This window comes from Candidatus Clostridium helianthi (assembly GCF_045310795.1).
GTDB lineage: Bacteria > Bacillota > Clostridia > Clostridiales > Clostridiaceae > Clostridium > Clostridium helianthi.
This window is the reverse complement of record NZ_JBJIAB010000064.1, coordinates 1-15464: the sequence shown is the minus strand read 5'-3', so window position 1 is coordinate 15464 and position 15464 is coordinate 1. Positions and strand designations below refer to the sequence as shown.

The following is a 15464-nucleotide window of genomic DNA, read 5'->3' as shown; positions in this document are numbered from 1 at the left end:
GGAACTACTCCAACATCACTAGTATTAACAAGACAAAAGTTACCACTATATGATGGATGTCCTAAGAGAGCATTAAAAGGTGGATATATCTTAAAAGATTCTAAGAAGGAAACTCCAGATGTACTTTTAATGGCATCAGGTTCAGAAGTAGAATTAATCTACAAAGCAGCAGCTGAATTAGAAGCTAAAGGAATAGATGCAAGAGTTATAAGTATGCCATCATTTGAATTATTTGATGCTCAAGACGAAAGCTATAAAGAATCAGTTATGCCAAATAAAGTTCGTGCAAGAGTTGCAGTAGAAGCATTAACAAGCTTTGGATGGCATAAATATGTAGGTCTTGATGGAGAGGTTATATCTTTAGATACCTTTGGAGCATCAGGTAAAGCAGAAATTCTATTCGAGAAATTTGGATTCACTGTAGAAAATGTTGTTGAAAAAGCTATTAATGTTGCTAACAAGTAAACCATATTTATTTTATTAGTATTCGTAGATACAATAAACTATAAAGATAAAAAGCTGATTATTTATAAATTCCCAAAAAGTGTTTATAATTATATAATAATATTAAAGCCATATAAAAAGATATTTATTTCTATTTTATATGGCTGTTCTAGCAGATTGATTCAAAAAATGTGTACATTAATAGATAAGTTACATTAGTAATGATAAACAGTAGATTAGAAATATTAAAAACATACAGTTAAATATTTTATGAAGGATTGAGGTAGTTAAATATATGAATAAGATAACAATGAAAGATATTGCAGAAAAAGTAGGAGTTTCAAAAACGACAGTATCTATGGTTGTTAATAAGAAAGATAGCAATATAAGCGAAGAAACCAAAAATAAAATTTATAGTGTTATAAAAGAAACAGGATATATTCCTAATAATGTGGCTAGAGGGTTAAATACCAAAAAATCTGGAAGCATTGGAATGATTATTCCAGATATATCAAATCCATTTTTCTCAGAGTTATCAAGAGCTATAGAAGATGTTGCAAATAAGTTAGGGTACAATGTGATTTTGTGTAATTCTGATAATAATCCAGATAAAGAAAAGAAATATGTAGAGCTTTTAATAAGCAAATTAATTGATGGAATAATTTTAATTCCGGGACAAGAAAGTGAGAGTAATGCGAATATTTTGAAATTGAATGGCATACCATTTGTGGTTATGGATAGATATATTAAAGGTTTTGAAGATTATCCAGGGGTTTATTTTGATAATAAACAAGGAATAAAATGCGGTATAGAATATTTATATAGTAAAGGTAAGCGAAATATAGTATTTGTTTCTGGACCAAAGAAAATAAATGTAAACCAAGAGAGAATAGATGGGTATAAGGAGATTATGACTAAGTATGGAATTTATAATAAGTCATTAATTTTTGAAAGTACATTTTCTTTAGAAGGTGGTATTGAAGTAACTAATCAGATAATTGATCAATGTGGATGTTTTGATGCTATCTTTTATTCTAATGATATAATGGCTATAGGTGGGATAAAAACTCTTAAAAGAAGAGAATATAGAGTTCCGGAAGATATTCTGATAATGGGTTTTGATGGAATAACACTATCTAAAATGATCGAACCAGAACTTACAACAATTCAACAACCTATTTATAGTATGGGACAACAAGCATCTAAATTAATAATAGATATTATAACAGAACAACCAATAAAAAATAAAAAAGTATATTTTACACCTAATATTATAGTTGGCGGAACGGCCTAGTACAAAAAGTGTTGTAATGAGAATGAAGCTGTGATCTATTATGCACATGATACTGTGGAAATAGTACATATTACTGAATTAAAAAAACTTCTTCTAAGACATATAACACTTATCAAGATTATATCAATTCATTAAGTTTTGATGAAAAATGGATTTAATATAATGTAAGTACCAATACTTTTAAAATTACAACTATCGAAGTATTTATTAAGCCGTTATAAGAATGTAAGCAAAGATGCAGGTGCATTTTATGATTTAAACCATAAATAAGTGGAAACAATGTATTTGGAAATAACGACAATCAGTCACTGCATTTTTATAGTGTTATGACTGATTGATTATAGAAAAATAAAGATAAGTATTATAAATATAGTAATTGGAATTCTTCAGCAATATATTAATATGAGAACGAACTAAAAGCTCTTGTTTAGCAATGACGTAAAATACCGTCAAAATATGTACAATCCTATTTATTAATTAACTAATTACTATTATTGTTACAAGAGTTCTAAACTGGCACGCTATTGGAGAATTTATATAAGAATCACCAAGGAAATACAAATTCAATTGTTCAGACAAGCCTTGCGTTAGCGCTTGAAAACTATGAAGGTGCAAATAAAAGATGTTAATATAGAAACGTTTAGGGCAAAGAACACAGAAGAGTCGAATTTACAGGAAACAACATTGATAACTTTATTAGATGAATCAACTATTCCCCTCAACTTTATTATACCATATGAAATTTTTAAATAACAGGCTTATAATATGTGCTTATTCTGTGTATCATAGGAACAGAATCACTTCGTAGAAAACTGCTTCACCCGTATATAGAAAATATATTAAAAGTTTAAATGGTTTTAACGGAAGTATAAGCGGGTGAGCAAGTGAATTAAACTACTCAGGGTTCCGACTTAAAAGAGGAAGGGGAATGTGTATGAATTCATATGTACTTAGCTTTCAGGAGATTGATAAAACAAAGATTTCCATGGTTGGAGGGAAAGGTGCTAATCTAGGAGAATTATCTAGAATTACTGAAATTTTAGTACCAGAAGGTTTTTGTGTTACAACAGAAGCGTATAAAAAAATAACTGAAGATAATGAAGAACTTAAAGGTTTATTAGATGAATTATCGCATTTTGGAGTAGAAGACATAGAAAAAATAAGAGAAATTAGCAGTGAAATTCGCAAGGTGATTGAAGGGATAACTATACCTGAAGTTATTAACGAAGAGATTGCAAGATTTATATTAAGACTTGGTGAAAAAGATTCATATGCCGTACGTTCTAGTGCAACCGCAGAGGATTTGCCGACAGCTTCTTTTGCAGGTCAGCAGGATACGTATTTAAATATTATTGGAAAGGAATCAATCTTAAAGCATATCAGAAAGTGCTTGGCATCACTGTTTACAGAGAGAGCAGTAATTTATCGTATTCAAAACGGATTTAACCACAATAAAGTGCACCTTTCTGTGGTTGTTCAGAAGATGGTATTCCCTAAGGCGGCAGGAATTTTGTTTACTGCTGATCCTGTTACTTGTAATAGAAAAGTGGTGTCCATTGATGCAAGCTTTGGGCTAGGGGAGGCCTTGGTTTCTGGATTAGTGAATGCTGATAATTATAGAGTACGCAATGATAAAATAGTAGATAAGAAAATATCTACTAAGAAGCTAGGTATCTATTCTTTAAAAGATGGTGGTACCGAAAAGTTGGAGATTGAGCCTGAAATGCAAAATAGTCAAGTGCTGACAGATGAACAGATTTTGAGACTTACACATATGGGGAGAAAGATTGAAGAGCATTTTGGATGTCCACAAGACATAGAATGGTGTTTGGCTCACGATACATTTTATATCGTTCAGAGCCGACCAATCACTACTTTATATCCGGTCCCTGAAGCTAGTGATGATGGAAAACATGTATATTTATCTGTGGGACATCAACAAATGATGACCGATCCTTTGAAGCCACTCGGAATCTCTTTAAAGGAGTTAATATCTTTTGGTCGATGGTTTAAAGCTGGTGGAAGATTTTTTGTTGATGTGGCACCAATGCTGGCTTCACCAGATGGCAGAAAAAACTTATTAAATAATATGAAACAACTCGAACCTCTCACAGAAGACGCAATTATGACCATAATAGAGCGAGATTTCATAAAATGCTTACCAAATGATAAAGAGGAACAGAGTGACATTAAAAGCAATAAAAGTATCTCAGCTGCAGGTTCAGAGCCACAAAAGGAATTGGATCCAACAATTGTTTCTGAACTGATTAAGAAGACTCAATCATCAATAGAAGAGTTGAAACAAGATATCAAAAAGAAATCAGGGGTAGATTTAATAGATTTTATTCTAGAAGATACGAATGAGTTAAAGAGAATTTTATTTGATCCACAAAGTACAGCTGTATTTATGTCTGCTATAAATGCTTCGCTTTGGATTAATGAAAAGATGAACGAGTGGTTAGGTGAAAAAAATGCAGCCGATATCCTTTCTCAATCTGTACCAAACAATATTACTTCGGAAATGGGTCTAGAATTAATGGATGTGGCAGATGTGATACGTCCTTATCCAGAAATAGTTGATTTTTTGCAACATGTAAAAGATGATAACTTTTTGGAGGAAGTGATTAAATTTCATGGTGGAAAGGAAACAAGGGATGCAATCTTGTCTTATCTTAGGAAATTTGGAATGCGCTGCAGTGGAGAAATTGACATTACTAGAACTCGATTCAGCGAAAAACCAATTACACTTGTCCCTATGATTTTAAGCAATATTAAAAACTTTGAGCCGAGTGCTGGCAAAAAGAAATTTGAGCAAGGGCGACAGGAAGCTTTGAATAAAGAACAAGAGTTATTAAGTAGGTTAAGAGAGTTACCTGATGGTGAAGAAAAGGCCAAAGAGACAAAAAGAAATATCGACTTGATCAGGAATTTTATAGGCTACCGCGAATACCCAAAATACGGTATGATTAGCCGCTATTTTGTTTATAAGCAGGCTTTAATGAAAGAAGCGGAACGACTCGTACAAGATGGCGTTATTCATGAAAAAGAAGATATTTATTACATTACTCTTGAGGAACTTCGCGAAGTGGTACACACAAATAGACTTGATTATGATATTATAATCAAGCGTAAAGAAGAACATAAATTAAATGAGAAACTAACACCACCACGTGTTATGACTTCTGATGGTGAAATTATTACAGGTAAATATAAACGAGAAAATATTCCAGCAGGCGCGATTCCAGGGCTACCTGTTTCTTCTGGAGTTATAGAAGGAAGAGCGCGTGTCATTTTAAACATGGAAGATGCTGTGTTAGAAGCTGGAGATATATTAGTCACATCATTTACAGACCCTAGCTGGACACCATTATTTGTATCAATAAAAGGTCTAGTCACAGAAATTGGGGGACTCATGACTCATGGAGCTGTTATAGCGCGTGAATATGGATTACCAGCAGTTGTAGGAGTAGAGAATGCAACTAAACTGATAAAAGATGGGGATCGGATTCGTGTAAATGGTACAGAAGGTTATGTAGAAATTTTATAGTGGAGAAGAGGCTATAAATTGAGATTACCGAATAGACAAGTGGAAACTTAAAAAAATTATTACCGAGGACCAATATTCATTTGACTATAACATTGATTCTAAAGAAGTCAAAAATGAGAAGACAAAGCTTGATTAGATAGACTTCTAAAAAATTGAAGTGTTCAGACATTGGATTTAAAGATTAACTATGTTATACTCATATATATCATTTATAGGACTTTGGAGGTGGTAGGTATGTTTATAAATTTAAAAAATGAAAATAACTTACAGAGTGCTTATGCCCATGCAGAATAGTAGAAATGCAACAAACTGCGTGGGATAAAAAGTTGCATTAGCTGCTAATTCTGCACTTTATTTAATTGATTAAGTAAAGGGGTAGAAGTATGAAATATATCAATGCAGCAGATGTGCTTCCAAAAGAATTATTGAATGAAATTTTAAATTATGTAGATGGAGAATTGTTATATATTCCTGCTTCTAGAAAAAAACGAAAGTGGGGAGAAAATAGTGGTTCAAGAGAATATTATAAGAAACGTAATAGTGAAATAATCAATCAATATAAAGATGGAGCGACAATAACTAATATTGCCGAGAAATATTGTTTATCATATGACTCAGTAAGAAAAATAGTGAATAAATAAAACAAGAGATATCTAAAATTATGCCTATAGAATAGACACATGAAAAAAGTGTTTAATCTATAGGTGTTTTTTTATTCTGTAGGAAACCGTATAGCTGTAAAATCTGTACACATTGCACTACTTGATGGGATAAATTATGAGAAAGGCTGATTTAGAAGGGGAATTTTTAAAAGATGATAGAAAAAATATTGGCCTACGATTTTGTTAATGTTCAGGAAAGAATAATTATAACTATTCTTAAGGCTATTATATTAGAGCAGAAAATCATAAAATAAAAGCATGCTTTAGTAGTGCTTAAGCAAATACTAAGATTGATATTTTTATTTAGAATAGATAATATCAATAACAAAATCCACATACATTTTGAATAATAAACTAGGCTTTCAAAATTATTTGTATTATGTATCAAGAGCTAATATTTTATTATCTTCAAGTACAAATTCTAGAATAATAAAGACTTTAGATATATGAATATGTTCAAATAATAAAGCTAATATGATAATTAATAAACCTCGATTTTAAGGAATTTGGAAGATTTATCAGTTAGTACATAAGTCGATTAATAAAAATAAAATGTAATTCAAAAAGTGGAGTGATAAACAAGGAGGAAAAGATAATTATGATAAATTCGTTTTTAATGGTTGGTCAATCAAATATGGCTGGTAGAGGATTTTTAAAAGATGTTCCACTAATTTGTAATGAACGTATAAAGGTAATGCGTAATGGAATATGGCAAATAATGACGGAGCCGATAAACTATGATAGACCTTATTCAGGCATTGGTCCGGCGGCTTCTTTTGCTGCTGCATGGTGTAGAAAAAATAAAGATGAAGAAATAGGTTTAATACCTTGTGCTGATGGTGGTACAAGTTTAGATGATTGGTCAGTGGATGGTCCATTATTCAAACATGCTATATTACAAGCAAAACTTGCTAAAGAAAGTAGTAAGCTTAAGGGAATTCTATGGCATCAAGGTGAAAGTGATTCTCTTTCAGGGCTTTACAAGCTTTATAATAAAAAGTTTTCAGTAATTGTTGATGCATTTCGTAGAGAGCTTGGTGAGCCAGATATTCCTATTATTATAGGTGAAATTGGAGACTACTTAGGAAGTGGATTTTTAGGTACCTATTTTCCAGAATACCCTAAAATAAATGAGGAACTTTTAGAGTTCGCCAAAGGTCACAAGAATTGTTATTTTGTAACAGCATCAGGCTTAACAGCTAATCCTGATGGTATTCATATAAATGCAGCTTCACAGAGAATATTTGGGCTTAGGTATTTTGAAGCATATGATAAATTAAATCATATATTAACTCCACTAGAAGGTGAAGAAGATGCTATTAACATAGACAGTGAAAGAGTTTTAACAAAGACTGAAAAGATGACAATACTAGAAAATAAATTTGCTGGAGGACATATATCATTAGAAGACTATCAAGTACAAATGTCAAATATCAATAATGATAATAAGGTCTTCTTGAGCTAAAAGTACAATTCAGAGTTAAATGTAGTGGGCAGATGTTTTACAAGTTTTCTTTAATGCATCTTCTAAATAAAATCGAGTCAGCAGAATAACTGTATTCTAATATTCTTCACCATATTTATTCTGAAGAATATTAGAATATATATTCTTCAGAATATGCTTGAATAATGCGGGTTTGAATGCTGTAGGTTCAAAAAAATATCTCAATTTTTATGTAATTTACGATAGAAGAACAGATTTTTATATTGAGAGATAAGAAGTTTGAAGAGAGAATAAAATTGTGGAGAGTTAAATGATTTAGTGCGGAATCTAAAAAGAGGGAAACCTTTGTCAAAAAACAAATAGGACATGATTAAATATTAAAATATGAACCAATGATATTAAAAGTATCATTGGTTTATGTTATAATTTTTTTAATTATGGATGTGTATTAAATAAAGAACTTATAGCTAATTGTAATAATGTGTATGGCCAAGCCAATTTGCTTGATAAGGTTAGGTTATAAGATGTATTTTAAAACTACATCCTATTCTTTATAAAAAAATATAACTGAAAAAGAGGTATAAAGTATGATAAAACCAATAGTAAAAGATATATTATTTTTAGGGCAAAAATCAGAAGAGGCAACTAAAAATGATATGGTAGTAATTGATGATTTAATAGATACATTAAGAGCAAACTTAGAGCATTGTGTTGGATTGGCTGCTAATATGATTGGAGTAAAAAAGCGTATATTAGTATTTACTGTAGGCAATCTTATTGTACCTATGATAAATCCAGTTATATTAAAAAAGGAAAAGCCTTATGAAACAGAAGAAAGCTGCTTATCTTTAATTGGATTTAGAAAAACAAAGAGATATGAAATGATAGAGGTTATGTATCTTGATAGAAACTTTAATAAGAAGAAACAAGTGTTTAATGGCTTTACAGCACAAATAATTCAACATGAAATGGATCATTTTGAAGGTATAATAATCTAATCATCAAGTTAAAAACGTAGCTTGATAATACTAAAAATAAATCCTTAAATGCAAAAGGAAAGCACAATATTCAATTTATATTTGCTTTTAATAACTGCATTTACATAAGCACACATGTATGTTAGGATTTGGTACAAAGATGAAATCTTTTAGAAAAAGTAAGATGGTTGAGGTGTTAATAATGAATATAAAGATAGTTCCTGGCCTTAATAACTCTGGGCCAGAACATTGGCAGACTATTTGGGAGAAAAAATATGGATTTAAAAGAATAGCCCAAGAGGAATGGGATTATCCAGTATATAAAGAATGGGAAAAAAATTTAATAGAAAATCTTTCAATAGAAAATAGCTGCGATGTAGTATTAGTTGCACACAGCCTTGGCTGCTTGCTTACTGTAAAAGCCATGCCTAAGATACGAAAGTACTTGAAAGCAGTCTTCTTAGTGGCTCCACCAGATCCAAACAAGGAACAATTTCCAAATTTTTTAGACTCATTTGAACATTTGCCAGAGGATAACCTGGAGTTGCCTGGAATGCTAATTTATAGTGAGAATGATCAATATTCATCATCTCTGTTTTGTATAGAAAAAGGCAAACAGTGGGGCCTTGAAACAGTATCTGTGGGTAGAAAGGGTCATATAAATAGTGAATCCAATATAGATGATTGGAATGAAGGATTTAATTTATTTCAGAAACTATTGGAAAGAATTCGATAAGATTTTTCACTTTCAATTGTACAGTGTTAATTTGAAGGGAGTTACGATTTTATGCATGATGTAGTGGCAAAAGGTATATTATCTAGTAGTAATGGAATGAATATTTATAGAGGATGTACTCATGGATGTATATATTGTGACGCCAGAAGTCATTGTTATGGAATGGATCATATATTTGAAGACATTGAGGTTAAGGCTAATGTGCTGCAGTTATTAGAGGACGCACTTAAGAAAAAAAGAAGAAAGTGCATGATTGGAACAGGTGCAATGAGTGATCCATATATTCATCTAGAAGAAAATCTTCAAAATACAAGAAAATGTTTGGAGATAATTGATAAGTATGGATTTGGACTCGCGATACAAACTAAATCAAATAGAATTTTAAGAGACTTAGAGTTGCTAAGAAGTATAAATAAAAAAGCAAAGTGTGTTGTGCAGATGACATTAACAACTTATGATGAAGAATTATGTAAGATTATTGAACCTAATGTTTCTACAACAAAAGAACGATTCGAAGTTTTAAAAATAATGAGGGATAACAAAATTCCTACGGTAGTTTGGCTAAGTCCTATTTTACCTTATATAAATAATACAGAGGAAAATATAAGAGGAGTTTTAGATTATTGTATAGAAGCTAAAGTTAAAGGAATTATAGTATTTGGTATTGGATTAACATTAAGAAATGGAAATAGGGAATATTATTATAAGAATTTAGATAAGCATTTTAAAGGTTTAAAAGAAAAATATATAAGAGAATATGGGAATAGTTATGAAGTGTTAAGTAAGAATCATGAAAAATTAATGAAAATTATTAAAGACACCTGTCAGCAGAATAATATTATTTTTGAAGTGAAAGAAGTTTTTAATTATATGAAAGCTTTTGAAGAGGAGAATAATGAAGTTCAAATAGGTTTTGATATATAGGAAATAATTTCTATGATAAAAAGGTGTTATCTACTTTGTATATAATATTCATATACAAAGTAGAATAAAGGGCTCTTATTTTTATTACAGCAAAACTATAACTGATTGAGCTTGCTTTCAGGCTCTTCACCATTCTCTACACGCTTTATATTATTCACGAAGAAATCATATCTTTTTTTATGGAATTTGAGACCATCAGGCAAGCCTGCTGTATGAGGAGTAAGTATCACATTTCTTAGATTTCGGAGTTCACTTTCAATTGGAAGAGGTTCAGATTCAAACACATCAAGGCATGCTCCTGAAATGTCCTTGTTTTTCAATGCATCTATCAAGTCTCTTTCATTGACAATTCCGCCGCGGGCTGTATTGACAAAAAGTGCAGTATTCTTCATTTTCTTGAATACATCTTTGTTGATTAGCTGTTTGGTTTGCTGATTTAAGGATACATGCACACTTACTATGTCTGATGCGCCTACAAGAGTATCGAAATCCGTCATTTTCACAAAACCGTCAGACTGTACAATGGGATTTCTAGCATAAACCAGAACATTCATATCAAAAACCCTGCAAAACTCAGCTACTTTTTTACCGACGGAGCCAAAGCCTATAATCCCGATGGTTTTGCCTTTTAATTCACTTCCTGTATACTGCAATCCATTTTCATCTATCTTATTCTTCATGAAAGAATCAAGAAACGGTATGTTTTTATAATAAGACAATATCAGCGCCATTACGTGCTCGGCAACTGCCTGTGCATTCACTCCTGCAGCATTGGCAGCCCAAATGCCGTACTGCGTGCAGGCATCGATATCTACATTGTCAAATCCTGCACCCGTCTGTACCAACTTTAATTTTTTTGCTATAGAAAGCAAACTGCAATCTACTTTAATATGTTCAGGTATGAGTACCTGACAATCTTCAATATGATGCAACATTTCTTTTCCGGGCTGGACAATTACGATGTCCCAGTCTTCTGGAAAATGCCTTACAATATTTGATTTTGAGGTCTCAGTAAAATATCCGACTATAAGAATTTTCATTTTTAAACCACCTTTCATTCTCTATATCATTTCGAAGAAAATCCGTTTGATGTTAGCAAGTACAAGCCAGGCATTTTCTACATCATATACCGCGAGCGAAATCTCAGAATTTTTCATATTTTGTTCGTTATTATAATATACATAGTCCTTCTTATTGTCAAAGTAAGTTAAGATCTATTTAGCATTAATATTCTATGAATATTGCTATTCTCACTGCACTGCTATCTAGATAACAATTGCAAAATATTTGAAGTTATATCTTTACTGAATTGATACTTTTCTTTTGACGCAATAGGATTAATTGCTGCTAAAGGTATTTCCCTTTCATAAAGGGAGCCGTGAGTTCGTACGTCTTTAGTATTTAAATAAATACCTTCAATCTCGGCAAATGCATAATCTTCAGATGCAAAAATGACGTAGTCTCCTATACTATTTATTGGCAAATGATAAAGTTCAGCAGCTTCTTTGTTATTCAAAATTTTGTCAACTGATATTTGAGCAGACACAAATTTGAGATACTTTTCCATTTCATCTGCATTTTTCATATATACATAAAGTGTTCCACCTTCCTGATACGCATGATTTTCAATATATCTATCTTTCATTGGAGGCACACATACAACATGAAAACCTGGTTGTTCAGATAAATTTTGAAAATTTACAAGAGTAGTTTTTTTATTCATTCCATGATCAGCAGTAATATAAATCTGGCAGGTTGGCTCTAATTCGTGTATTTTTTTGATGCAGTTATCAATATCGCTTATTTGTTTTTTAGCCTGTTCAGAGTTTGGTCCATAATGATGCATAATATAGTCATTAGTAGTGCAGTACACAATTTCAGGAGATTCTTTTTGTATGCACGTATAGGTTGCATCTAAAATCCATTTGCTACTTTCTACACTTTGTATTTTTGGCGGCATAGAAATGCCTAGCTGCTCTAAAAGGTTAAGGTCAGGCTTTTCAGCACTAATTCCTAAATCAACATCTTCTCCATATACTTCAAGAATCTTTCCTTTTACTGTCAATAAAGCAGTTTTACCACCAATACTTTTAATGTGCTGTAATATTGTAGTAGCTTTCATAAATCCTTTCTCTTGTATAAATCCAGACTTTCCTGTTATGTGATCATAAAAGAAATTTCCTACCATTTGTGTCTCATTTGGCCAAAGTCCTGACAGAATAGAGGCATGATTAACATTGGTTACCGTAGGAATTGCACCATAGATATTTTTTATGAATCCTTTTTGCTCACATAAACCATAAATATTTGGTGCATTTTCCAAAGTAAAATACTCTGGAGAGCACCCATCAATGACAACAATCAATATTTTTTGCATAATTTACATCCCCTTTAATCAAGACACTTATTTGTTTTTAGATTATCACCTCTATAATGCTTTGTAAAATATGAATAATATTATATAATGATTAGTAAATACTTAACTATATGGAATGGGGGATTTCAATTGACAATTCGTGATTTAGAAATATTTGTAGAAGTTTGTACTCAAATGAGTATGAGTAAAGCCGCTCAAAAATTATATATATCGCCATCATCCGTTAGTCAGTCAATATCAGTGCTGGAGAATGAATATAATACAAAGTTATTTGAGCGATTATCTAAAAAACTATATTTGACTTCTAATGGAAAGGAATTGATTTTCCATGCAAAACAATTATTATATGATTTAGGGCAAATGAACTTAAAAATGAGAAATCTTTCCTATCAAGGACTAGTACGCATTGGAGTTTGTACCACAATTGGTCATAAATTAATTTACCCAATATTAGAGAAATTCCAGAACCTTTATCCTTCCGTAAATATTCAAGTTGAAATTGGAAATAGCTCCTACATAGAACAAAAGATATTATCATATGATTTGGATGTAGCCATTATTCAAATGGAATCTCCTTGCAGTGAGTTAACATATGTTGATTTTTTAGATGATAAACTAATGCTTGTTTGCCATCCAGAAAATCCCCTTGCTGAACAAACAATTAAAATTAATCAATTAAGCTCAGAACCAGTAATAGCCCGTGAACCTGGAAGCAGAACTCAAAAAATGCTTCAAGATATTTTTGATGAATCGCATATTATTCCTAATGTTACATGGATTTGCAAAAGTATTGATTCTATAAAAGAAGCTGTAATTCATAATAAAGGAATAGCACTTTTATCTCAATACTTAATACAAGACGAATTAAAAAACAGAAAAATCGCAAAAATAAATTTAGAAGAATATAATTTTACAAGGAAGTTCTATATTTCATATCATAAAAACAAGCATTTAACAGAATATATACATAACTTTATAATGCTGTGTAGTACAATAAAGGATGAGAATCCCCTAAAGGTACAATAGTACTTTGGATATATTATGTATATGTTGGAGAAAGTACATTCTATTTGCAGTCAACCTTATATATTAATTTAAATAAGATTTGAAATGCCTCATAACAATGTGGTCACGTTTTGATTTAAAGAGCATTTTCCATATGATAATAAAAAAATGGATGTTTATCCCGATAAAGGATAAACATCCATTTTTATCTAAATACTAAGCAATTTAATACTTAGTAACTTGTCTTTAAGTCAATTGAGCAACAGATTTCTTAACTTGTGAGAAGATCAGAAAATAATTTTAAGAATAGATAATAAATTTTAAAGTTATGAATAGTATTTAATTGATAATATATTAAAGATTTATATATATTTATCTGCTATTAAATAGGTTTAATTAACAAGGAGGGTAATTTAATGAATTTTAAGTTGACTAGAGAACAACAATTAGTACAACAAATGGTTAGAGAATTCGCAGTAAATGAAGTTAAGCCAATAGCTGCTGAAATCGACGAAACAGAAAGATTCCCTATGGAAAACGTTGAAAAAATGGCTAAGCTTGGAATGATGGGAATTCCATTTTCAAAAGAATTTGGCGGAGCAGGCGGAGATGTTCTTTCATATATAATTGCTGTGGAAGAATTATCAAAAGTTTGTGGTACTACAGGAGTTATTCTTTCAGCGCATACATCATTATGTGCAACAGTAATTAATGAAAATGGAACTAACGAACAAAGAGCAAAATATTTGCCTGATCTTTGTAGTGGTAAGAAAATTGGTGCTTTCGGATTAACAGAACCAGGTGCTGGTACAGATTCTGGAGCTCAACAAACAACTGCTGTATTAGAAGGGGATCATTATGTATTAAATGGTTCAAAAATCTTCATAACAAATGGTGGAGTTGCTGAAACTTTCATAATATTTGCTATGACTGATAAGAGCCAAGGAACAAAAGGAATTTCTGCATTCATAGTAGAAAAGTCATTCCCAGGATTCTCAATAGGAAAATTAGAAAATAAGATGGGAATCAGAGCATCTTCAACTACTGAGTTAGTTATGGAAAACTGCATAGTACCAAAAGAAAACCTACTTAGCAAAGAAGGTAAGGGATTTGGTATAGCAATGAAAACTCTTGATGGAGGAAGAATTGGTATAGCTGCTCAAGCTTTAGGTATTGCAGAAGGAGCTTTTGAAGAAGCTGTTAACTATATGAAAGAAAGAAAACAATTTGGTAAACCATTATCAGCATTCCAAGGATTACAATGGTATATAGCTGAAATGGATGTTAAAATCCAAGCTGCTAAATACTTAGTATACCTAGCTGCAACAAAGAAGCAAGATGGTGAGCCTTACTCAATAGATGCTGCAAGAGCTAAATTATTTGCTGCAAATGTTGCAATGGAAGTTACAACTAAGGCAGTTCAAATCTTTGGTGGATATGGTTACACTAAAGAATACCCATTAGAAAGAATGATGAGAGATGCTAAAATATGCGAAATCTACGAAGGAACTTCAGAAGTTCAAAAGATGGTTATCGCAGGAAGCATTTTAAGATAGGAGGACTTTTAGAATGAATATAGTAGTTTGTGTAAAACAAGTTCCAGATACTACAGCTGTAAAAATTGATCCTAAAACTGGTACATTAATTAGAGATGGTGTTCCATCAATAATGAACCCAGAAGATAAGCATGCTTTAGAAGGTGCATTACAATTAAAAGAAAGAGTTGGAGGAAAAGTTACTGTAATAAGTATGGGACTTCCAATGGCTAAAGCTGTTTTAAGAGAAGCATTATGTATGGGAGCTGATGAAGCTGTCCTATTAACAGATAGAGCACTTGGAGGAGCAGATACTTTAGCTACTTCAAAGGCACTTGCAGGAGTAATAGCTAAATTAGATTATGATTTAGTATTTGCTGGAAGACAAGCGATTGATGGAGATACTGCTCAAGTAGGACCAGAAATAGCAGAACATTTAAACATTCCTCAAGTAACTTACGTTCAAGACGTTAAAGTTGAAGGAAATACATTAATAGTAAATAGAGCACTAGAAGATGG

The 15464-nt window shown here is 31.5% G+C and carries 13 protein-coding genes; 11 read left to right on the top strand and 2 right to left on the bottom strand.

All coding sequences use genetic code 11. The features are described 5' to 3' along the window. From ACJDTP_RS26335 to ACJDTP_RS26300, 8 genes are all read left to right on the top strand, one after another. Window positions 1-465: transketolase-like TK C-terminal-containing protein (locus tag ACJDTP_RS26335; protein WP_406762879.1), on the top strand; the 465-nt coding region annotated here is incomplete at its 5' end. 274 nt (window positions 466-739) lie between these two features. After that, window positions 740-1738: a LacI family DNA-binding transcriptional regulator gene (locus ACJDTP_RS26330; protein WP_065417845.1), complete on the top strand. Its 999-nt coding sequence runs from the start codon at window positions 740-742 to the stop codon at window positions 1736-1738. A 934-nt stretch (window positions 1739-2672) separates the two neighbouring features. Continuing rightward, entirely contained in the window at window positions 2673-5285 is a 2613-nt protein-coding gene (gene ppsA, locus ACJDTP_RS26325) for a phosphoenolpyruvate synthase (RefSeq protein WP_406762878.1), read from the top strand. Window positions 5286-5668: 383 nt separating this feature from the next. Continuing rightward, window positions 5669-5926 (top strand): CD3324 family protein, encoded by a 258-nt coding sequence (locus tag ACJDTP_RS26320; protein WP_168982955.1) that lies wholly within the window; start codon window positions 5669-5671, stop codon window positions 5924-5926. 619 nt (window positions 5927-6545) lie between these two features. Then, complete coding sequence (locus ACJDTP_RS26315) at window positions 6546-7412, top strand: sialate O-acetylesterase (RefSeq protein WP_406762877.1); 867 nt, start codon at window positions 6546-6548, stop codon at window positions 7410-7412. A gap of 566 nt (window positions 7413-7978) precedes the next feature. Continuing rightward, complete coding sequence (locus ACJDTP_RS26310) at window positions 7979-8389, top strand: peptide deformylase (protein WP_168982953.1); 411 nt, start codon at window positions 7979-7981, stop codon at window positions 8387-8389. A gap of 181 nt (window positions 8390-8570) precedes the next feature. Beyond that, complete coding sequence (locus ACJDTP_RS26305; protein WP_406762876.1) at window positions 8571-9104, top strand: RBBP9/YdeN family alpha/beta hydrolase; 534 nt, start codon at window positions 8571-8573, stop codon at window positions 9102-9104. A 51-nt stretch (window positions 9105-9155) separates the two neighbouring features. Further along, window positions 9156-10028 carry an SPL family radical SAM protein gene (locus tag ACJDTP_RS26300; RefSeq protein ID WP_406762875.1) on the top strand — a complete coding sequence of 291 codons (873 nt, stop codon included), beginning with the start codon at window positions 9156-9158 and terminating at the stop codon, window positions 10026-10028. A gap of 95 nt (window positions 10029-10123) precedes the next feature. Here ACJDTP_RS26300 and ACJDTP_RS26295 read toward each other — a convergent pair whose 3' ends face one another. Beyond that, window positions 10124-11068, bottom strand: coding sequence for an NAD(P)-dependent oxidoreductase (locus tag ACJDTP_RS26295; protein WP_173714069.1), 945 nt, complete (start codon window positions 11066-11068; stop codon window positions 10124-10126). A 221-nt stretch (window positions 11069-11289) separates the two neighbouring features. Continuing rightward, a complete protein-coding gene (locus ACJDTP_RS26290) occupies window positions 11290-12405 on the bottom strand; it encodes an alkaline phosphatase family protein (protein ID WP_406762874.1) in 1116 nt (371 codons plus the stop codon). 129 nt (window positions 12406-12534) lie between these two features. Between ACJDTP_RS26290 and ACJDTP_RS26285 the strand changes: the two genes are divergently transcribed. The 3 genes from ACJDTP_RS26285 to ACJDTP_RS26275 all read left to right on the top strand — a co-directional run. After that, the gene (locus tag ACJDTP_RS26285; RefSeq protein WP_406762873.1) at window positions 12535-13431 is read left to right on the top strand and encodes a LysR substrate-binding domain-containing protein; all 897 of its coding nucleotides are present in this window, start codon (window positions 12535-12537) and stop codon (window positions 13429-13431) included. A 395-nt stretch (window positions 13432-13826) separates the two neighbouring features. Next, window positions 13827-14966: an acyl-CoA dehydrogenase gene (locus ACJDTP_RS26280; protein ID WP_406762872.1), complete on the top strand. Its 1140-nt coding sequence runs from the start codon at window positions 13827-13829 to the stop codon at window positions 14964-14966. Window positions 14967-14979: 13 nt separating this feature from the next. Then, a partial coding sequence (locus ACJDTP_RS26275; RefSeq protein WP_406762871.1) for an electron transfer flavoprotein subunit beta/FixA family protein occupies window positions 14980-15464 on the top strand: 485 nt, incomplete at its 3' end.